We start from the raw sequence: 20,092 nt of genomic DNA on the forward strand, positions 1-20,092 counted from the left end.
AGCGAATTTCATGTACGCAAAGAAAACTTTGGGGGTCGGCTTCGCCGCGATTGCCGCTCTCGGATTGTCCCTCGGCACGGCGACGAGCGCGCAGGCCGAGATGGTCGGTACCGGCTGTTCGGCCTACGCGCAGCAGGTTCCGACGGGTCCCGGCTCCGTTCAGGGCATGGCAATGGACCCGGTAGCCGTGGCCGCGTCGAATAACCCGATGCTGACCACGCTCACCAAAGCGATTTCCGGACAATTGAATCCGCAGGTGAACCTCGTCGACACCCTCAACGGCGGCCAGTTCACGGTATTCGCTCCCACCGACGCTGCGTTCGCGAAGATCGATCCGGCGACCATCGAGAAGCTCAAGACCGACGCTCCCCTGCTCACCAGCATCCTGACCTACCACGTGGTACCCGGTCAGGCCGGTCCCGCGCAGGTCGCCGGGACCCACAAGACGGTGCAGGGCGCCGACGTGACCGTCACCGGCATGGGTAACGACCTGCGGGTCAACGACGCATCCGTGGTCTGCGGTGGGGTGCAGACAGCCAACGCCACCGTCTACCTGATCGACACCGTGCTGATGCCGCCGATGTAACTTGCGGCGCAACCTGAACCAGGAAGACAACCCGTGCACCCCCGGCACGGGTTGTCTTCCGTTCAGTTATCGGGGTAGCGCGGCCGAGGGGTCCACGGCTGCCTCGATCTTGAGAATCATGTTGTCCCGCAACGTGAATACCAGCACCGCGAAGAATCGACGGTCCATGAATGCCAACACCGTCGGCTGGCCTGCCGGCCCACTGACAAGCGTGGCGCCCTGGCCGAGGTAGCGCAGCAGATTGACTGCGACATCCTTCGAGCCGTGGCTGATCTGTGGCGGCAGGGTTCCGTCGCCGACGATGGTGCCGACCCCCCAGACCGCCGAATCCAGGATCGCGGTCAGCGCTCGCAGGTCGCCGTTGGCGCACGCGGTGATGAACGTCTCGGTGACCAGTTGATGTTCGACGATCGGGACTGCTGCGCGAGGGCACACCAGACGAATTCGAGGCGCTTGCAGGCGAACTGGCGGTCTTCCGCTTCGATCCGCGGGACTAGGCTTCGGCGGCTCAGGTGGAACGGAAGGCCATGGCGTCGCCGTTCATACAGTAGCGAAGCCCCGTGGGTTGCGGACCGTCGTCGAACACATGGCCGAGGTGTCCGCCACAGCTGCGGCACAGAACCTCGGTGCGGGACATGCCGATGCTGTCGTCGGGGCGCTCGAGTACGGCGCTGCCCAGAGGTTGCCAGAAGCTGGGCCACCCGGTGCCACTGTCGAACTTGGTCTCGGATGAGAACAGATCTGATCCACAGCCGGCGCAACTGAAGACACCGTGTCCGTGTTCGTCGTTGAGCGGACTGCTGTATGGCATCTCGGTGCCCGCGCTTCTGAGCACGTAGTACTGGTCAGCCGACAACAGGTCTCGCCACTCGGCGTCGGTGTGGGTGACGTCGAATTCGTCGGGCGGACTGGCCATCGCCGACCGCGCAGCGGCGGTCGTCACGACGAGGGTGGCACCCACGGCTGCTGCACCGGCCAAAAAGTTGCGTCTCGACAGGTCCATCGCATCCACCCATTTCAGCCGGCTCCACACCGAGATTACGCCGCTCGCGATCGCGTGAACGGTGCGATGGACAGCCGTGTCACAGAACGATAAGAACTATTTGCAGAACCGGGCGAAGCCCGCCCCTATGCGCCACGCAGCTGTTGATACAGCCCATGCATGTCGAGTTGTCCACGATGGGTCACGAGCATGTCGCCCTGAAACCGGTCGATGTGGATGCCGGCCACCGACACCGCTTTTCCGGTCGGCGCGATGCCACGGAACAGGCCGGTATGAGTGCCAACGAACCGGCAGCGGGATACGCCGTGGGAACCGTCCACGAGTACCTCGTCGAGTTCGTGGCGCCCGTCGGGAAAGGCCGTGAAGAATTCGTCCAGGCGGCCGATCCATTCGTGCCATCCGACCGGTCCCTCCCCGCCGACCTCCACGACCACCCGCTGCGACACCACGGCCTCGAGCGTCGCCCGGTCGTTTCGGTCGATGGCCGCATAGAGGCAGTGCACGAGATCGCGGATCTCGTTGCCTTCAAAACTCATGCTCACCGCACCTTTCCGATGATCTCCTGCGCGAACCGCTTGATGGGCTCGCGGTAGCGTTCGACGTCGTCACCAGGCAGGTCCGCGCCCATCCACGGGGCGCACATCACGGCGGTGATGCCCGCGTCCTGCGCCCGTTTATAGAGATCCGGCGACGGTGGTTCCATCAACGCCAACATGACGTCGAAAGGCTCGCTGGCCCTGCCATATTCGTGGCGCAGCTTGGTGATCTTGTCCGCATAGGACACCGCTTCGTCCCATCCGTAGGCGTAGCCCACCCAGCCGTCGCAGAGCTTCGCCGCGCGCCGAAGCGCCGCTTCCGATTCACCGCCGCAGTGGATGGGGACGGGCACCTCCGGATGAGGCTCGATCATCATCTCGGGCACCTGGTAGTACTCCCCGCTCCAGGACACCCAGCCGCCACCCCACAGTGCGCGCAATGCCGGGATCATCTCGTTGAGCCGCCTACCGCGGGTCGTGAAATCCTGGCCCAGCATCTCGTACTCCTCGCGCATCCACCCGACACCCACGGCCAGCGACACCCGCCCCTGTGACAGCACAGCGGCCGTGGCGACCTGTTTGGCCACTTCCAGCAGCGGTCGCGCAGGCGCGACGTAGACCGCGTTGGAGAAGCGCAACCGGCTTGTCACCGCCGCCATCGCGCCGATCTGCACCCAGCAGTCCGGCCATGCCGTCTCGGGTTCCCACGGGGGCTTACCGCTGGGATGGTCCGGGTAGGGCGAGGAAAGGTCACGGGGGTAGATGAGGTGGTCGGCAGTCACCATGCCGTCGTAGCCGGCATCGTCGAGCATGCGTGCCAGCGGCAGGATTTCTGACGTTTTCATGAACGGAGTGCCCGACCAAAACTGCATCCTGTTTCTCTACCGGGAAATTCGGGCAGCATCAATGCCATGCCCACACTGTTGTGGTTCAGGCGCGATCTGAGGCTGCACGACCACCCGGCCCTGCTGGACGCCGCCAGTGGCGACGGCGAGGTGCTCGCCTGTTACGTCCTGGACCCGCGCCTGAAGGCCTCGTCGGGGCAGCGGCGGCTGCAGTACCTGTATGACGCGCTTCGCGATCTGCACGAAAACCTCGACGGGCGCCTGCACGTAAGCCGCGGCCGCCCGGAGAAGCGCATTCCGGCATTGGCGAAAGCGATCGGTGCCTCCTCGGTCCACGTGTCCGGCGACTACACCCCGTTCGGCCGGCGACGCGACGACGCGGTGCGCGACGCCCTTGGCGATGTTTCCCTCGAAGAGTCGGGGTCGCCCTACCTGGTGTCGCCGGGACGGGTCACCAAGGACGACGGCACGCCCTACAAGGTGTTCACCCCGTTCTACGCAGCCTGGCGCAAGCACGGGTGGCGGTCCCCCGCGTCGTCCGGCCCCAAATCCGCTCAGTGGATTGATCCCGGCGATGTGCCTGGCGGGGTCCAGATCCCCGACGGCGGTGTGGAATTGGAGCTGCCCGCCGGAGAGGGCGCGGCCCGGCGTCAGTGGAAGTCGTTCGTGCGCAAGCAACTCGAGGCATACGACAAGGATCGCAACCGGCCGGACCTACCCGCCACCAGCCGGATGTCGGCGCACCTGAAATTCGGCGCCATCCACCCGCGCACCATGGCCGCCGACCTCGGCGATGGCACAGGCGCGCAGGCGTATCTACGTGAGCTCGCGTTCCGCGACTTCTACGCCGCGGTGCTCAACGAATGGCCGGACAGCGCATGGTGGAACTGGAACAAGGCGTTCGACAAGATTCAGGTCGACGACGACGAGAACGCGCGCAAGCTGTTCGACGCATGGAAGGCCGGCCGCACCGGGTTCCCGATTGTCGACGCCGGAATGCGGCAGCTCGCTGAAACCGGCTTCATGCACAACCGTGTGCGGATGATCGCGGCGTCGTTTCTCGTGAAGGACTTGCACCTGCCGTGGCAGTGGGGAGCCCGCTGGTTCCTCGACCAACTGGTCGACGGAGACATGGCGAACAACCAGCACGGCTGGCAGTGGGCCGCGGGCTGCGGTACCGATGCGGCACCCTACTTCCGGGTGTTCAACCCGACGACGCAGGGTGAGAAGTTCGATCCCGACGGCGAATACGTGCGACGGTGGGTTCCCGAAATCGACGACGACGACTACCCCGATCCGATCGTCGATCACAAGGAGGAACGGGCCGAAGCGCTGCGCCGCTACGGCGAGGTCACTTGATGATCTGTCCGCCGTCGACGGGCAGCGCCACCCCGGTGAGGTATCGACCGGACTCCCCGCACAGGTAGACCATGGTGTCGCTGATGACCTCGGGCTCTACGGGCGGGTTGTCCAGCAGCGGTTGCTGCGAAGGGCTGAAATTCGGGTGCTCCAGGGACCACTCCGCCATCGCTTCGTTGTAGATCATCGGCGTCGCCACCCCACCGGGATGGACCGTATTGACGCGAATGTTCTTCTCGGCCAGCGCTATCGCGAAATGTCGCATCAATCCGATCACGCCGTGCTTGGCGGCGGTGTATCCCGCCGCGCCGTGGCTGGCGGTGCCGAAGTCGACGGTGACCGGCCGGAATCCCGCCGCTGAGCTGGTGATCACGATGGCGCCGCCGTCCCCGTGCTCGAGCATCGCGGGCAGCGCGGCAACGATCGTGAAGTAGACGCCGTTGAGCATGACATTCACCGCGTCGACGAACGCCCCGATCTGGCTACCCGGTTCACCGGCGGCCGGCAGGATCCCCGCATTGGCGAGCACGAAGTCGATGCGACCGAACTCGGCCACCCCGTTGGCCACAACGGCCTTCAGCGCTTCGAGGTCACGGACGTCCGCGCGCTCGGCCACGATCCGGCGTCCGGTCTTCTCGACCAGCCTGACCGTCTCGTCGAGATCCTCGGGTGTCGCCATCGGATAGGCGACGCTGTCGATCTGATCGCACAGATCCAGCGCGATGATGTCGGCACCCTCCTCGGCGAACCGCACAGCATGCGCGCGACCCTGGCCCCGCGCCGCGCCGGTGATGAAAGCGACTCGTCCGTCGAACTGGTCTGCCATGACGCATGACCCTACGGGCGCGCGGAATACCCCGGACAACCGCGTATGCCAGAATGTCGGCAGTTGTCCGCCCACCGCGAGGAGCCGCCGTGACCACCACCGAGGTCGAGCGACACACCGGCCGCAATATCGATGTCGAGGAAGTGCCGTCCGCCGAATGGGGCTGGTCGAAGGAGAACCACAAGGCCATCCACCTCGGCGGCATCGTGGCAGCGCTCTTCCTGCTGGCGATGCTGCGCGGCAACCACGTCGGTCGCGTCGAGGACGCATTCCTCGTCGGCTTCGCGCTGCTGATCCTCGGCCTGGTCGGCCGCGACTGGTGGCTGCGCCGCCGCGGCTGGATCCGCTAGTACAGCTAGACCGAGTGCAGCGGGCGCAATGCGTTCGCGCTGAGGCTGTACAGCGTCTCGGTTCCTGCGATCTGACCTGTCGATACCGTTGCCGCGCCCAGCGCGTGAGCCTTGAACGCCCGGGCGGCCGAACTGAGCCGGTGCTCGACCGGGTCTGCCGTACGGCTGAGCTCCGCGGGCCAGTCCTGACCCCACACCGTCACCTGCGTCAACCCGCGCTTCAAAATTCCGAGCACGCCGGCACGAATCCGCTCGTCGGCGAGCACACCCGCGCTCAGCGCCAAGGCTCCGCCGAGCGAGGCCATCTTCATCACGTCGGTCAGCGCAGCGTCGGCGCTCAGCGGTGAGGCACCCAGGATCGCGAGCGGCCGCGTGTCGCTGTCGTCGGTGAGCACCACCCGCACGTCCCACCCGGCTCTGGCCTTGTCACACATCCATCCGCCGGCCGATCCGACCAGGTCGACAGTGCTCACGGCCACCACGGTCAGCTGATAGCGACGGCTCCCGATGGCGTTCGATTCGTCGAGGGGCAAAGGCACCTACGAAGCGTGACACTTTCCTGAGGATCTGTAAAGGATCATTTTTCAGGTCTGCATAACGATTTCAGCAGATCTGTAAACCCAGGATGACGGGTAGTCACACGTAGTCCCTGCTCAAACCGCTGCGGCGGCCATCGGCATCGCGGCGCCAACCTCCGTCAGCCCGCCGGTCAGGCCCGCCGCCTCGCGGATCTCGACGAACGCGTCGATCATCGCGTCGGTGGCCTCGTGCGGGTCGGCGAGGGTGACGTCGTCGGTGAGCACGGAGATCGCAAGCTGGTCGACGTAACTCCACACCGTGATGTTCATGCCGCTTCCGGCGGCCACCGGCCCGACGGAGTAGATCTCGGTGACCGTGGCGCCTTCGATGATGCCGCGTTCGCGCGGACCGGGCACGTTCGAGACCGTCAGATTGAACACGCTCGCCGACTCGACGCGCCGGGCCTGGCGGCGGAATATCGCAGGCGCCATGGCCGGTGGAAGGTAGGACATCCACGCGGGCAGCAGCGCCGGCCCGAGCAGTTGGTGATTCTCCTTGGCGATGCCCGTGGACAGCGCGGTGAGCCGCACCCGCTCGAGCGGATCGTCGATGTGGACCGGCAACGAGGGGGTGATGTAGGTGAATTCGTTGCCCGCTAATCGCTCTCGCGACGGGTTGGTGCTCACCGGAACCCCCGCGATAAGAGGCAATTCGGCCTGCCCGTCGTAGCGCAGCTGCAGACGTCGCAGGGCCCCCGCGACCGTCGCCAGCACGACGTCGTTGAGGGTGACACCCAGGTGCTTACCGGTTTCCTTCACGTCCGACAGCGCGAGCGGCGCCGTGGCGAACCGTCGCGTCGGGGTCACGACGTGGTTGATAAAGCTCGGCGGTGGCGCGAAGTTGCGGGCCAGGTCCGGATGATCGCCGCGTTCCTTGGCGCTCCGCCGAACCTTCGAAACCCCGGTGGCGGTCTCGCTCACCAGTCGGGGGAGCTTTCGGATCAGGCTGACGTGGTCGCGGCCTGCCTCGGCCAACAGGCGCCCCCTGGTGCGAGGCATGTTGTCCAGGGGCGGTACCGCCGGGGTTGCGGAAAGCAGCGGCTCCATCGCCTTGGCCATCTGGTTGGCCGATGCGACACCGTCGGCGAGGACGTGGTGCACCTTGTGGATGATCGCGATCCGGTTCCCCGCCAGTCCCTCGGCGAGGTACATCTCCCACAGCGGACGGCTGCGATCCAATGGCGTGCTGGCGATCTCACCGATCAACGCATCGAGTTCCCGGCGGCCGCCGGGTGCGGACACGCGTACCTGATGCAGGTGATAGTCGAGGTCGATGTCGTCGTTCTCCACCCACATCGGGTGATGCAACTTCATCGGGATGTCGACGAGCTGATAGCGCAGCGGGCTCTCAGGGCCATCAAACGCGGATACGCCACCTGGCGAAACAGATCGAAGCTGAAACCGTCGACACCCGACACGTCGAGCACACCGATCTTCAGCGTGTGCATGTGGATCTCGGGTGTCTCGCTGTACAGCATCAAGGCGTCGACGCCGTTCAGTCGCTTCACATTCCCCCTCCATCGCCGTCACCGTCATGTTCCCCGCGTGCACCAATCACACTCCTCCATCGGCGAAGTCACAGGACTTCGCCAAAGAAATGACACTTCGTCGCAGCTTTGTAAGGCTGGGTCCATGAGTCTGGTCACCGGGCATGGACCGTTGAGCACGGATCCCGCCGGATGGTTCTCACCGCCACTGGCGGCTGGCACCGTCTTCGTCGAACCGCACCCACGCCGAATCCGGGCATTGCGCGACGGTCGTGCGGTGATCGACACCGAGCGGGCGCTGTTGGTGCACCGGGCCGACCGGCCCTTGAGCTACGCGTTCCCGGCCAACGAGATCGGGGATCTTCCGAGCGAAGCGGTGCCCGAGGCGCCGGGCTACGTGCAGGTGCCGTGGGATGCGGTCGACGCGTGGATGGAGGAAGGCCGCCGCCTCGTCCACTACCCGCCGAATCCGTATCACCGCGTCGACTGCCGGCCCACCGACCGCAGGCTGCGGGTCGCACTCGATGACGACATCCTGGTGGACACCTCCGACACGGTCATCGTCTTCGAAACCGCACTGGAGCCCCGCCTCTATGTCGCCCCTTCCCTCGTGCGCACCACTCTGTTGCGGCGCTCGGAGACGAGCAGCTACTGCAACTACAAGGGCTACGCGACCTACTGGTCGGCGGTTCGCGGCGGTGAAATGCTCGACGACGTCGCGTGGAGTTACGAGGATCCGCTACCCGAATCTCTTTCCATCAGAGGGTTTTTCAGCTTCGACCCCGGCAAGCTGGACGTGGAAGCCGACCTGCCCCGACCCTGATCAGACAGCCGGTCGACCGGCTGCTACCCACGTCAACGCCGTGTCCGGTCTTCGTTCCCCTACGGTTGCGTAGGTTACGGTTGCGTACGTTTTCCCTGCTCAGCCACACTTCTATGAGTTTCGCGACGGGAAGGGAAACAGCGGTGGGGCACTACATAGCAAACGTGCGCGATTTCGAATTCAACCTCTTCGAGGTGCTCGGACTGGGCGCCGTTCTGGACTCCGGCGCCTACGGCGACCTCGACGAAGACACCGCACGCACCATGCTCGACGAAGTGGCCCGGCTCGCCGAAGGGCCCGTCGCGGAATCGTTCGTCGCCGCCGACCGCCACCCGCCGGTATTCGACCCTGCGACACACTCAATCAGCGTGCCAACGGAATTAGCCAAGTCGGTGCAGGCGATCAAGGATTCGGACTGGTGGCGCATCGGCATCGCCGAAGAGATCGGCGGCGTACCGGCACCCTCCCCGCTGGTGTGGGCGGTCAACGAGATGCTGGTGGCCGCCAACCCGTCCGCCGGCTTTTGGTGGGCGCTGGGTCCCACGATGGCCAACGCGCTGTTCATCGAAGGCAACGACGAGCAGAAGCGATGGGCCGCAGAGGGTGTGGCGCGCGGCTGGGCGTCGACCATGGTACTCACCGAGCCCGATGCCGGTTCCGATGTCGGAGCCGGCCGCACCAAGGCCATCGCGCAGCCCGACGGCACCTGGCACATCGAAGGGGTCAAGCGCTTCATCTCCGGCGGGGACGTCGGTGACACCGCGGAGAACATCGTCCACCTCGTGCTGGCCAGACCCGAGGGCGCCGGACCGGGAACCAAGGGTTTGAGCCTGTTCTACGTGCCCAAGTTCCTCTTCGATCCCGAGACGTTCGAACTCGGTGCTCGCAACGGGGTTTTCGCGACTGGCCTCGAACACAAAATGGGGCTCAAGTCCTCGCCGACATGTGAACTGACATTCGGCGCGGACGGAATACCGGCGGTCGGCTATCTGGTCGGCGACGTCCACAACGGCATCGCGCAGATGTTCACCGTCATCGAGAACGCGCGCATGACCATCGGCGTCAAGTCCGCGGGCGCACTGTCGGCGGGATACTTGAACGCGCTGGCCTACGCCAAGGAGCGCCTGCAGGGCGCCGACATGACTCAGATGACCGACAAGACGGCACCGCGCGTGGCGATCATCGCCCATCCCGATGTCCGGCGCAGTCTGATGACCCAGAAGGCATATGCCGAGGGCCTGCGCGCGCTCTATCTGTACGCCGCGGCGCATCAGAACAGTGATGTGGCCCAACATGTCTCGGGTGCCGATCCCGATATGGCGCACCGGGTCGACGACCTGTTGCTACCGGTCGTCAAAGGCGTCGGCTCCGAACGGGCCTACGAGAATTTGACCGAATCGCTGCAGACGCTCGGCGGGTCGGGGTTCTTGCAGGACTATCCGATCGAGCAGTACATCCGCGACGCGAAAATCGACTCGCTGTATGAGGGCACGACTGCGATCCAGGCCCTGGATTTCATCTTCCGCAAGATCTTCCGCGACAACGGCTCAGCATTGGCCCATGTGGCCACGCAGATCAGTACGACAATCGACGGCTGTGACGAAGCGCTGAAGTCACAGGCCGACCAGTTGCGGGTCGCGCTGGAGGATGTGCAGGCGATGACAGCCAGCCTGACCGGATATCTGATGGCGGCATCCGAAGAGCCTTCGGAGATCTACAAGATCGGCCTGTCCTCGGTGCCCTACCTGATGGCGGTCGGCGATCTGCTCATCGGGTGGCGGCTGCTGGTTGCCGCTGACGTCGCACAGGCGGCGCTGACGGCCGGGCCCGCGCGCGGCGATGAGGCCTTCTATCAGGGCAAGGTCGCGACCGCGACGTTCTTCGCCTCGCACCGGCTGCCGACCGTCAGCTCGGTGCGCGGAATCGTCGCAACCATGGACGATGAGATCATGCGACTGCCCGAGGCGGCGTTCTAGGCCGCCGAGCTCAGGTGTCGGGGATGCCCGCGCCGGCCAGTGCGAGGACACTGTCTTCGCGGCGGACCAATGACTGGGCGCCGGTCCTGAACTGGCTGAGCTTGTCGACGATGGTCTGCCCCTCGGGGGTGTGACCCCAGATGCTGATGCCCTGGTAAGTGGTCGGCTCCCAGGTCTTTTCGGCCTCCGCATCCACCACGATCGGGTTCCATCCGACTTCCCATTCGAACCCCGATGGAGTCTGCGCGTAGTACGACAGCTCCCTGTCGTTGGTGTGCTGTCCGATACCGAGTGCCATCGAGAAGCCGAGTTCCTTGACCCGCAGATAGGAGGCGACCATGTCGTCCAAGTCGGCCACCTGGACGTTGAGGTGCTGAATCCGGGTGCGAATCGGGTTGAGGGGCAATCGATGTGTCGCCGCGATGGCGACCGAATGGTGGCGTTTGTTGACGCGCAGAAACCGGATCTTGAACTTCACGCCGCCGATCGTCTCGTCGATGTAGTCGCTCAGCCGGGCGTCGAAGACGTTGTGGTAGTAGCCCCGCATCTGATGGGGCTTCTTGGTGGTGAGCGCGATGTGACCCAGTCCTGCCTCTCCGGTGACGAAGCCGCCGCCGGTCCGCGTGTCCAGTGGTTCGTCACTGAGCGTGGCACGCGTGAAGATCTCCTGCGTCAAGCCCTTCGGTCCGGGGAATCGCACCAGGCGTTCGACTCCGCGCAGTGCGGCGTCTTCTGAACTGCCCTCGGCGACCGGTACGTCGTGACGGGCGACGCGGGCGAGTACCTCGTCGAAGGTGTCGTGGCCGTCGAGTTGCCATCCGATGGCGGCCGCGTCCTCAGCGGGTCCGCGTTGCAACAGGAAGCGGCATTCGTTGTCGTCCAAGCGGAATCGCATGACGTCGGGCAGAGCTTCGTCGATGTGCATCCCAATGACGTCTCGGCCGAAGCGGCGCCATTCGGCGAATTTGTCCGTCTCGAGGACGACGTAACCGAGGTGCACGCGGCCGAATAGGTCAGCCATGAGCGAACGTCGAATCGGCGCTGAGGAAATCGGTGACGAGCCGATTGAACAGATCGGCGCGTTCCCATTGCATCCAATGACCGGTGTGCGAGGTCATCACCAATTCGGCGTTGGGCATCAGGTTGAGCAGCATCGGACCGCCGGAGGGGCGGTTCACCTTGTCGTCGCGGCCCCACAGCACCAGCGTCGGTGTGGTCAACGTCTGCAGCCTGCTGTCCCGGGTCAGATCCATCCGCCACAGGGCGCGCAGGCCCGACGGGCGCCGCAACGGCGGGTTCGCCACCACCTCTGGGTCGATCGACGCCGCGTAGCGCAGGTCGATCAGGTCGTCGGGCACCGACGCACCGTCGTACACAAGGTAATCGCGGATGAATGACGCCAGCTTCTCGCGTCGCGGGCCGTCGCCGCCGTAGTAGGAGAGCAGGCTCTTCAACCCCGCTGTGGGGAGTCCGCGCGTCGTCCCGATTCCGCCGGGGCCCATCAAGACCAGTTTGTCGACCCGTTGCGGGGTGTCCAGCGCGAGGCGCAGCGCCGCCGCGCCGCCGTACGAGTTGCCGACCAGATGTGCCGAGCCGACGCCGAGTTCGTTGAGCAGACCGCGGATCATGAGCGCGAGATACCCGAACGGATCGGAGTGGTCAACGCCCTTGTCTGAGCGGCCGTAGCCGGGCATGTCGGGCACGATCACCCGGAACCGTTGTGCGAGCGCGTCGATGTTGCGCGAGTAGTTGGCCACCCCGGACGCTCCCGGTCCCCCGCCATGCAACATGACAACGGCCGGTCCGGCGCCGATTTCGGCGACAAAGATCGGCTTTCCCGCGACCGGGACGATGTGTTCGGTCAGTTGCGACTCAGTCATACGGGAAGTCATGCGGGAACTCCTACCCTGCTTGTGGCGGACTGGATCATGCCGGTTGGTTGCGGTAGCGACTGGCCGAAGTCGGCAGCGGCGTAAACGAATCCGTCGGGGCGTACGACAACCGATGTGGCTCCTCGGCGGCGCAGCCATCCGACAAGTGTCGGCTCGGTGATGCCGATCGCTTTGGCGCCCAGCGCTATCCATGCCTGGGCACCCGTGGGGCGAGGGCCTACGTGCAGCACCGCCCAGCTTCCTGCGATGACGTCGTCGAGGCGGGCGCGGGTGCCGTCGTGGTTCACCCATGGTTGTGGAATCTGCCAGCCGACCACGCTGTCGTTTCCGGCGCCGAGGAACCCCGCCTGGTATCGGGCTTCGGGAATCCACATCTGTTTCTCCAGACGCGCCGCGAGACCGGGTACACGGTTGACGGCGCGTCCGATGCGGTTGCGGACTGCGGCAACGACATTGTTGCGCTCGGTGATGATCCGTCCTACCAGACACGCGCGACGGGTGACCTCGGTGACGTGCGGCTGTCGTTCGACCTGATAGGAGTCGAGCAGCGACTGGGGCGCCTGTCCTTTGAGTACGGCGGCGAGCTTCCAGCACAGGTTGGCTGCATCGCGCACACCCGATGACATGCCCTGACCGATCCACGGCGGCATTGCGTGGGCGGCGTCACCGGCGAGGAAGACGCGGCCGACCCGCCACCGGTCGGCGACGCGAACATGGTGGCTGTACATGACGGCGCGCAAGATCTCGACGTGTTCGGGAGTAATGCCCTGATCGCCGAGGACTTTCCAGATCTCGTTGTCGCAGAGGAGATCCCGTTCTTCCTCGTCTGTGCGGGCCGGATACTCCCATCGGTGATGCCCCAGCGGCGTCGGGCAGTCGACAGTAGGCCGGGACGGGTTGCAGTGAAACCGCAACCGGTCGTGGGCCTCCCACTCCTTGAGGACCTTTGTGTCGATCACGACCCATCGTTCGGTGTACGTACGGCCGGCGTAGCCGATGCCCAGCTGACCGCGCGTCGGAGATGAACCACCGTCGGCGGCGATGACATAAGACGCGCGGACCCGCTTCAAGGTGTCGGTACGCAGATCGGCCAGCAGCGCCTCGACATGGTCGCCTTCGGGGTCATTCACGGGGAAGACGCGAAGGCACTCGTGTTCCAGGAGCACATCGACGTTCGTGAACCTCGCTACGCCGTCGCGCAGCACGCGATCTACCGCGGGCTGGTAGAGGAACTGCTGAGGCGGATGCCCGCACCCGCGTGGCGTGATCTTCAGGTCGATGAACGGAACGCCGTCGGCGCCGACGAAGTGCAGTGGGCGGTCGGGCAGCATGTCCTGCTGCAGCGCATCCGCGAGGCCCACGGACTGCCATATCCGCATGACCTCTTCGTCGGTCGAGATCGCCCTCGCGCGGCCGTAGACGTCCGGATCGCGCTCGATCACGAGCACCCTGAGGCCCTGTTTCCCCAGTAGGTTCGCCGCCGTCGCACCTACCGGCCCGTACCCGACCACAGCCACGTCGTAAATATCTGAGCTGGTCATCGTCGGCTCCTGTCATCGCGGAGTCTTGTCCTGTAGTGATCGCTACGGTAATGTAGTGATCACTACAGAGTCAATACTCAAGGAGTCTCAGTGCCGGAGAAGAAGCGCCCGACGGATCGTCGTAAGCGCGCCGACGGCGAACTCTCACGCGTACGCATCCTTGATGCCGCGACCGAGATCGCCGCCGTACGCGGCTACGAGGGGACGAGCATCGGAGCCGTCAGTACCAAATGCGGATTGCCCGCCAGTTCGATCTACTGGCACTTCAAGGACAAAGACGACTTGATCGCGGCGGTCATCGAGCGCAGCTTCACCAGTTGGCTGTCGGCGTGGGAGATCCCGACCGAGGGCAACGGCGAACAGCGCATCATCGGCGTGGCCACGCAGACGGCCAAGGCATTGCTCGACTCCCCCGACTTCATCCGATTGGGACTGATGCTCGCCCTGGAGCGCCGCCCCGAGGAACCGCGTGCCCGGACGATGTTCCTGCAAGTACGTGCAAGAGCGCTGGCGCAACTGACCGACAATTTCCATGACGCGCTGCCCGGCTTGACCGACGGCGACATCGATCAGTTGGCGGCCTACGCGATGGCGGGGGCCGATGGGCTGTTCATCGCGAAGGAAATCGGCGGCGACGCAGTCGATTTGATCGCGCTGTTCGAACTTCACGGTCGCGCCATCTATGACAGCGCGGTTCGGATGGCCCGAAAGGCCGGACGCGGCTAGGCCGCCGAGTCAGGTTGGGTGAGCGCATCCAGTTCCGACAGCGGACGGCTGCAGATTTCGCGTGCCTCGTCGGCGGGCAGACCGAACAGTCGCAGAATGTCCTCTGTCACCGCGTCGGTGGCCGCGGCGTCGTCACGATCGGGTTGATTGCGCAACAGATTCCCCAACCCCAGCAGTGCGCCGCCGGCCATGGCCAGGGCGAGTTCGGGATCACTCACGGTGAATCGCCCGACCCGGTTGGCCTCCCGGATGTCACGCAGGGCGCGCGGCGCCAACCCCTTCTCCGACGCGAGCAGCTGCATACCGTGCGCCAGCAGGATCTGACTTTCCTGCGGGCGACGCCGGAACAACCGGCCCGTCAGCCGGTAGCTGCGAGCGAATGTTTCGGCGGGGTCCTCGATTGACGAGGTGAGTTCGTCGAGCAGGGCGCCATGGGTGTCGAGCACATCGGTGATCGCGGCCTCGAACAGCTGCTCCTTGCTCTCGAAGTGGTTGTAGAAGGAGCCCATTCCCACATCGGCCGCCTGGGTGATCTCCAGGACTGGGACGTTGACCTTGCCCGCGGCGATGAACCGCTGCGCCGCCTTGATCAACGCGGCGCGCGTGCGCTGTTTGCGCCGCTCAAGCCGATTGACCGACGCGTCCGGTTGATCACTCACCCCCTCACGGTAGCAGATTCCATCACTTTTGACGATTTCGTCAGTAGCCCTTGACTGAGTGTCGCGTCGTATGTGACGATTTCGTCAGTCAGTATCGATAGATGAGGGAGGTGCAGAATGGGCGAGGCCGTCGGCACCCACAGTGACCTGCACAGCGAGCACGGGGCCCGGGCCGGTGAGCATCCGGGGAGGTCGCGAAATCCGGTCATCAAAGTCGCCGATATCGCGTGGCTGGAGTTCGAGAAACCGGATCTCTCGCGCGCCGAAGCGTTCGCGCAGGCCTTCGGCTTCACCACCGCAATGCGCACCCACGACGAGGTGCAACTGCGCGGCACCGACCCCGGCGCCCCGTGCGTGATTGTGCGCAGAGGCGCTCGCTCACGGTTCGTCGGCACCGCGTTTGCGGCTCAGGACGAGGTCGACGTGTTACGCCTGGCCGACGCGAAGGGCATCGGCGTCCATGCACTCCCCGAATCCATCGGAGGCGTGTCGGTCGGTCTCGTCGATCCGAGCGGGGTTCCGGTCAAGGTGGTCGCGGGCATGCACCCGCTGCCTGCCCTGCCGCCCCAGCAGGCGCACGTCTTCAACTTCGGCGACCGGGTCGCGCGCGCCAACGCCACCCAACGCCCGACCCGTGCGCCGGCCAGGGTTCAGCGACTCGGGCATGTCGTCATATCCTCCACCCGGTACACCGAGGCGTTGAACTGGTACCTCGACAATCTCGGGATGATCGTCAGCGACTTCCTCTACTACCCGGGCCAACGGGATCGCGGCCCGGTGATGAGTTTCATGCGCTGCGACCGGGGCACGGCCCCCGCCGACCATCACACCCTGGCGATGACCCTGGGACCGGTCAACCGGTACGTGCACTCGGCCTACCAGGTGTGCGACCTCGACGCCCTCGCCGCCGGCGGCGAATATCTGCGCGAGCGCGGCTATTTCCGCTCATGGGGCATCGGGCGCCACATCCAGGGCAGCCAATTGTTCGACTACTGGCGCGACCCCGACGGATTCCTCGTGGAGCACTTCGCCGACGGCGACATGTTCGACAACACGCTGGAGCCGGGCTGGGCTGAGTTCACGGCGTCAGGGCTGTCTCAGTGGGGTCCCGCCGTCACCAAGGACTTCCTCGGCATCAACCCCAAAGCGCTTCCTCACGAAGCACGTTCGATCCTCAACGCTCTGCGCGACCACAACGAATTCACCCTCACCCGCCTTCGCGGCCTGATGAAAGTAGCCACCTCATGACCACGTCCATATTGCGTACGACCGACGCCTGGTGGGTCCGCACCCCAACCGGTGCCGCGAGAATCTCCACCTCCGCGACCACAACCGGTGACCTGCTGCAGGACCGCGAGGCCATCGAATGGGCGAGCCACAGCACCGAGACCGTGCCGGTCGATTCATTGAGGCTGATCTCCCCCGTGACTCGGCCCTGCCGCGTCGTGGCGCAGATGACGAACTTCGCATCGCACGTCAAAGACGCCGGCATGGACCCCGCCTCGATCCCGCTCACCTTCTTCCGGAAGTCCTCGGCGTCGATCAGCGGTCCGTTCGACGACATCGTCAAGCCCGAACACGTGAAGCTCCTGGACTACGAGGTCGAAATCGGTCTGGTGATCGGACAGGACATCCCCGTCGGCACCGAGATCGCCGAGTCTCAGCTGTCCGACTACATCGCCGGACTCGTTGTCACCAATGATGTTTCGGCCCGCGACATCCAACTCCCGCAAACCCAGTTCTATGAGGGCAAGTCCTATCCGACCTTCACACCGGTCGGGCCCGCGCTGGTGCTGCTCGACGCCGACGAACTCAAGCGCTTCACCGATCTGCGTCTGCGGTTGCGGGTCAACGGCGAGATCCGCCAGGACACCGTCGTCGGGGGCGACATGATCTACCCGCCGGTGCAGGCGTTGCAGTCGCTGGCCCGCTTCCAGGATCTGGCCGCGGGTGACCTGGTGATGACCGGTACGCCCGTCGGGACCGCGTTGAGCGCCCCGCCGAAGCCGATCGAGGTGATCGGGTCGCTGCTTCCACCCGCGGTCAAATGGAAGGCGTTCTTCAAACGGCAGGCCAAGAACACGAAATACCTCAAGCACGGCGACTCGGTGGAACTCAGCGTCGCGACCGACGACGGCGCCATCGACCTCGGAGTGCAGCGCACCAAAGTGAGGTATGCGTGACGACGGAGGATTCGCCGCACGTTGTCGTCGTGGGAGCGGGACCCACCGGCGCCACGGTCGCTACGCTGTTGGCGCAGTACGGCATTGGCTGCCTGATCCTCGAACGATGGGGCGCGGTCTATCCGCAGCCGCGCGCGGTGCATCTCGACGACGAGATCTGCCGCATCGTCGCGCGACTCGGAATCGCCGATGAGTTCTCCGCGATCTCACGGCCGGCCCAAGGTCTTCGTCTGCTCGACCCCTCGATGCGGGTGCTCGCCGAGTTCCGCCGCGACACCGCACTGTCGGTCAACGGTTTTCCGCAGGCCAACATGTTCGACCAGCCCGACCTCGAGGCGCTGCTGCGCGCCAACCTGAAGCGCTACCCCGGCGTCGAACTGCGAGGCGACGTCGAGGTCGTCGACGTCGCCGAACAACCCGAGGGCCGCGTCCGGGTCACCTACGTCGACCGAACCGACGACTCCACCCATGTCGTCGACACCGACTACCTGCTGGGTTGCGACGGCGCAACAGCGTCGTGCGCAACCAGATCGGCAGCTGCATGCACGATATGAAGTTCGACCAGCGCTGGCTCGTCGTCGACGCGGCCACCGACGCCGATCTCGGCCAGTGGGACGGCGTGCATCAGGTGTGCGATCCGGTGCGGGCCGTTACCTACATGCGGATCGGACCCTCGCGCTACCGCTGGGAATTCCGGCTCCTGCCCGGCGAATCGGCCGACGACTTCCGGAGCATCGACGCACTGCGTCCGCTGATCGCCCCGTGGACGCCGAACGTCACCGACGACGACATCGAGTTGATCCGCGTCGCCGAATACACCTTTCGTGCCCGGATCGCCGACCGGTGGCGACGCGGCAACATCTTCCTGTTGGGCGACGCCGCACATCTCACCCCGCCGTTCGTCGGCCAGGGCCTCGGTGCGGGTCTGCGCGACGCGATGAACCTGGCGTGGAAACTCGCCGGCGTCATCACCGGCGAGCTTCCGCCTGCCACGCTCGACAGTTACGAGCAGGAACGCAAACCACACGCGCGGCACATGATTCGGCTCGCGTTGACCGTCGGCTGGGCCATGACGGCAGGCGGAGAGTGCGGCAACGTCGCCCGGCGACTGCTGGTGACCCGCCTGCGGTTCATTCCCGGCATGCGCGGCAAGATCCTCGGTAGCCGCACCCCCGCACTGCATCGTTCGGCCTACGTGCGATCGACGCGCGCGCCGGGACGCCTCGCGGGCACACTGTGCCCGAATCCGGTGTGCGGCGACGGCCACCGGCTCGACGAGGTGCTCGGCAACGGCTTCTCGGTCATCACGGTGGTGACACCGACCGCCGCGCAGCGTTCAGCGCTCGACGCCCGTGGCGTCGCCGTCCACATCGCTTCGCCCGGCTCGGAACTCGCCGAGTGGCTGCGCCGCGGGCACGCCGCAGCGGCGATCGTGCGGCCGGACCGCACGGTGATGTATACCGCACGCGACGCGCGAAAGATCTATGGCTTGCTCCCGACCTTCACAGCCGACAGAAGGGTCCGATCCCATGCCTAGAACGCGCAGCGGCGTCCCCACCTACGGGTCGAACATCTACACCACCGACGCGATCGTCGATCCGTACCCGCACTACGCTGCGCTGCGCGCGCTCGGACCCGTCGTTTGGCTGTCCAGACATCGCGTGTACGCATTGCCGACGTTCGCCGAATGCAAGGCGGTGCTGCGCGACGACACGACCTTCGCCTCCGCAAAGGGCGTGGCGCTCAACGCGCTGACCAATCGTCTGTCCCGCGGCACGACGCTGGTGAGTGACGGGGCCGAACACGACCGGCGACGCAAGTTGGTCGCGCACCGCCTATTGCCCCGTGCCCTGCGCGGCATCGACGACGACATTCAGACGCAGGCCGCCGGGGTGGTCGAGGCCGCGCTGACGCGCGGCGAGGTGGACGGTGTCGAGGACCTCGCCTATGCATTGCCGATGGCGGTGGTGCCCGACCTCATCGGCTGGCCGCGCGAACATCGCGCCCACTTGCTGACCTGGGGCGCAGCCTCTTTCGACGTCCTCGGGCCGATAAACAGGCGAGCGCTGAGGTCGATACCGGCAAGCCTTCGCATGCTCGCCTATGCCCGACGCGTGGTGCGTGACCGCAGCCTGATCGAGGGCAGCGTCGGCCATGAGGTGCTGCTTGCCGCCGACGCCGGCGACGTGTCCCTCGCCGAGTGCGCCCCGCTGATGATCGACTACATCGCCCCATCGCTCGACACCACGATCAGCGCGATCTCCAATGCACTGCACCTGTTCGCCTCGCACCCCGACCAGTGGCAGCTGCTCAGGGAGGATCCCGGGATCATCCCCAACGCGGTCAACGAGATCGTCCGTTTCGAGTCGCCGCTGCGGGCGTTCGGCCGCCGCGTCACGGTCGACACCGACATCGCCGGACACCGGATACCCGCGGGTGCCCAGGTGCTGGTCCTCTACGCCTCAGCCAATCGCGACGAACTCGAATGGGATGCTCCCGACACCTTCGACATCCGGCGCGACGCCACTCGTCACCTCGGATTCGGGCACGGTGCCCACGCCTGCGCGGGACAGGGCTTGGCGCGGTTGGAAACTCAGGCGATGCTGCGGGCGCTGGCCGAGCGCATCGAGCGGATCGAGTTGTCCGGACAGCCGACGTGGGCGCTCAACAACATCATCCGGCGACACGAACGGCTACCCCTCAAGCTGATCGCCGCCTGACC

Annotated in this window: 18 protein-coding genes and 4 pseudogenes; 11 read left to right on the plus strand and 11 right to left on the minus strand. The window is 65.5% G+C overall.

Annotated elements, in window-relative coordinates:
- The first annotated feature begins 10 nt into the window (after positions 1-10).
- Positions 11-586, plus strand: a complete 576-nt coding sequence (locus tag M1248_RS02960; protein ID WP_163726226.1) for a fasciclin domain-containing protein — start codon at positions 11-13, stop codon at positions 584-586.
- A gap of 66 nt (positions 587-652) precedes the next feature.
- Here M1248_RS02960 and M1248_RS02965 read toward each other — a convergent pair.
- Positions 653-1,003, minus strand: a pseudogene (locus M1248_RS02965) (RNA polymerase subunit sigma); the annotation flags it as partial.
- Here M1248_RS02965 and M1248_RS02970 point away from each other — a divergent pair.
- Positions 991-1,083 (plus strand): annotated as a pseudogene (locus M1248_RS02970) (deazaflavin-dependent nitroreductase); the annotation flags it as partial. The pseudogenes M1248_RS02965 and M1248_RS02970 sit on opposite strands and share 13 nt — an antisense overlap.
- 11 nt (positions 1,084-1,094) lie before the next feature.
- Here the strand turns inward: M1248_RS02970 and msrB are convergent.
- From msrB to M1248_RS02985, 3 genes are all read right to left on the minus strand, one after another.
- Entirely contained in the window at positions 1,095-1,589 is a 495-nt protein-coding gene (msrB, locus tag M1248_RS02975) for a peptide-methionine (R)-S-oxide reductase MsrB (RefSeq protein ID WP_163726224.1), read from the minus strand.
- A gap of 125 nt (positions 1,590-1,714) precedes the next feature.
- Positions 1,715-2,125: an ester cyclase gene (locus M1248_RS02980; RefSeq protein WP_163726222.1), complete on the minus strand. Its 411-nt coding sequence runs from the start codon at positions 2,123-2,125 to the stop codon at positions 1,715-1,717.
- Positions 2,126-2,127: 2 nt separating this feature from the next.
- Positions 2,128-2,997, minus strand: coding sequence for a TIGR03619 family F420-dependent LLM class oxidoreductase (locus M1248_RS02985; protein ID WP_317147502.1), 870 nt, complete (start codon positions 2,995-2,997; stop codon positions 2,128-2,130).
- A gap of 39 nt (positions 2,998-3,036) precedes the next feature.
- Between M1248_RS02985 and M1248_RS02990 the strand changes: the two genes are divergently transcribed.
- Positions 3,037-4,329 (plus strand): cryptochrome/photolyase family protein, encoded by a 1,293-nt coding sequence (locus M1248_RS02990; RefSeq protein WP_163726217.1) that lies wholly within the window; start codon positions 3,037-3,039, stop codon positions 4,327-4,329.
- Here M1248_RS02990 and M1248_RS02995 read toward each other — a convergent pair.
- Positions 4,322-5,155, minus strand: a complete 834-nt coding sequence (locus M1248_RS02995) for a mycofactocin-coupled SDR family oxidoreductase (protein ID WP_163726214.1) — start codon at positions 5,153-5,155, stop codon at positions 4,322-4,324. The genes M1248_RS02990 and M1248_RS02995 overlap by 8 nt on opposite strands.
- An 89-nt stretch (positions 5,156-5,244) precedes the next feature.
- Here M1248_RS02995 and M1248_RS03000 point away from each other — a divergent pair, with 89 nt between their 5' ends.
- Positions 5,245-5,505, plus strand: a complete 261-nt coding sequence (locus M1248_RS03000) for a DUF2631 domain-containing protein (protein WP_163726211.1) — start codon at positions 5,245-5,247, stop codon at positions 5,503-5,505.
- Positions 5,506-5,510: 5 nt separating this feature from the next.
- Here the strand turns inward: M1248_RS03000 and M1248_RS03005 are convergent, their stop codons facing one another.
- Together M1248_RS03005 and M1248_RS03010 are read right to left on the minus strand one after the other, a co-directional pair.
- Complete coding sequence (locus M1248_RS03005) at positions 5,511-6,044, minus strand: hypothetical protein (protein WP_163726208.1); 534 nt, start codon at positions 6,042-6,044, stop codon at positions 5,511-5,513.
- A gap of 114 nt (positions 6,045-6,158) precedes the next feature.
- A pseudogene (locus tag M1248_RS03010) lies at positions 6,159-7,591 on the minus strand (WS/DGAT/MGAT family O-acyltransferase).
- 124 nt (positions 7,592-7,715) lie between these two features.
- Between M1248_RS03010 and M1248_RS03015 the strand changes: the two are divergent.
- Together M1248_RS03015 and M1248_RS03020 are read left to right on the plus strand one after the other, a co-directional pair.
- Entirely contained in the window at positions 7,716-8,393 is a 678-nt protein-coding gene (locus tag M1248_RS03015) for a DUF427 domain-containing protein (RefSeq protein ID WP_163726202.1), read from the plus strand.
- Between the two features lie 143 nt (positions 8,394-8,536).
- Positions 8,537-10,369, plus strand: a complete 1,833-nt coding sequence (locus M1248_RS03020; RefSeq protein WP_317147503.1) for an acyl-CoA dehydrogenase — start codon at positions 8,537-8,539, stop codon at positions 10,367-10,369.
- Positions 10,370-10,379: 10 nt separating this feature from the next.
- On the opposite strand, the gene M1248_RS03025 is transcribed toward M1248_RS03020, so the two are convergent.
- The 3 genes from M1248_RS03025 to M1248_RS03035 are packed head-to-tail and all read right to left on the minus strand — an operon-like array spanning position 10,380 to position 13,802.
- The gene (locus M1248_RS03025) at positions 10,380-11,390 is read right to left on the minus strand and encodes a VOC family protein (protein ID WP_317147504.1); all 1,011 of its coding nucleotides are present in this window, start codon (positions 11,388-11,390) and stop codon (positions 10,380-10,382) included.
- On the minus strand, positions 11,383-12,249 hold the full coding sequence (locus M1248_RS03030; protein ID WP_317147673.1) for an alpha/beta fold hydrolase: 867 nt from the start codon (positions 12,247-12,249) through the stop codon (positions 11,383-11,385). The genes M1248_RS03025 and M1248_RS03030 overlap by 8 nt, the downstream gene beginning before the upstream one ends.
- 8 nt (positions 12,250-12,257) lie before the next feature.
- Positions 12,258-13,802 carry a bifunctional 3-(3-hydroxy-phenyl)propionate/3-hydroxycinnamic acid hydroxylase gene (locus tag M1248_RS03035; protein WP_317147505.1) on the minus strand — a complete coding sequence of 515 codons (1,545 nt, stop codon included), beginning with the start codon at positions 13,800-13,802 and terminating at the stop codon, positions 12,258-12,260.
- Between the two features lie 90 nt (positions 13,803-13,892).
- Between M1248_RS03035 and M1248_RS03040 the strand changes: the two genes are divergently transcribed.
- Positions 13,893-14,528 carry a helix-turn-helix domain-containing protein gene (locus tag M1248_RS03040; RefSeq protein WP_317147506.1) on the plus strand — a complete coding sequence of 212 codons (636 nt, stop codon included), beginning with the start codon at positions 13,893-13,895 and terminating at the stop codon, positions 14,526-14,528.
- Here the strand turns inward: M1248_RS03040 and M1248_RS03045 are convergent.
- A complete protein-coding gene (locus M1248_RS03045; RefSeq protein WP_317147507.1) occupies positions 14,525-15,187 on the minus strand; it encodes a TetR/AcrR family transcriptional regulator in 663 nt (220 codons plus the stop codon). The two genes, M1248_RS03040 and M1248_RS03045, sit on opposite strands and share 4 nt — an antisense overlap.
- Positions 15,188-15,304: 117 nt before the next feature.
- Between M1248_RS03045 and M1248_RS03050 the strand changes: the two genes are divergently transcribed.
- From M1248_RS03050 to M1248_RS03065, 4 genes and pseudogenes are all read left to right on the plus strand, one after another.
- Complete coding sequence (locus tag M1248_RS03050) at positions 15,305-16,435, plus strand: VOC family protein (RefSeq protein WP_317147508.1); 1,131 nt, start codon at positions 15,305-15,307, stop codon at positions 16,433-16,435.
- Positions 16,432-17,370, plus strand: a complete 939-nt coding sequence (locus M1248_RS03055) for a fumarylacetoacetate hydrolase family protein (RefSeq protein WP_317147509.1) — start codon at positions 16,432-16,434, stop codon at positions 17,368-17,370. The genes M1248_RS03050 and M1248_RS03055 overlap by 4 nt, the downstream gene beginning before the upstream one ends.
- Positions 17,367-18,907 (plus strand): annotated as a pseudogene (locus tag M1248_RS03060) (bifunctional 3-(3-hydroxy-phenyl)propionate/3-hydroxycinnamic acid hydroxylase). Before M1248_RS03055 ends, M1248_RS03060 begins: the two are co-directional and overlap by 4 nt.
- A complete protein-coding gene (locus tag M1248_RS03065) occupies positions 18,900-20,090 on the plus strand; it encodes a cytochrome P450 (RefSeq protein WP_317147510.1) in 1,191 nt (396 codons plus the stop codon). Before M1248_RS03060 ends, M1248_RS03065 begins: the two are co-directional and overlap by 8 nt.
- Positions 20,091-20,092: the final 2 nt, after the last annotated feature.

The organism is Mycobacterium sp. 29Ha (genome assembly GCF_032883055.1).
GTDB lineage: Bacteria > Actinomycetota > Actinomycetes > Mycobacteriales > Mycobacteriaceae > Mycobacterium > Mycobacterium gallinarum.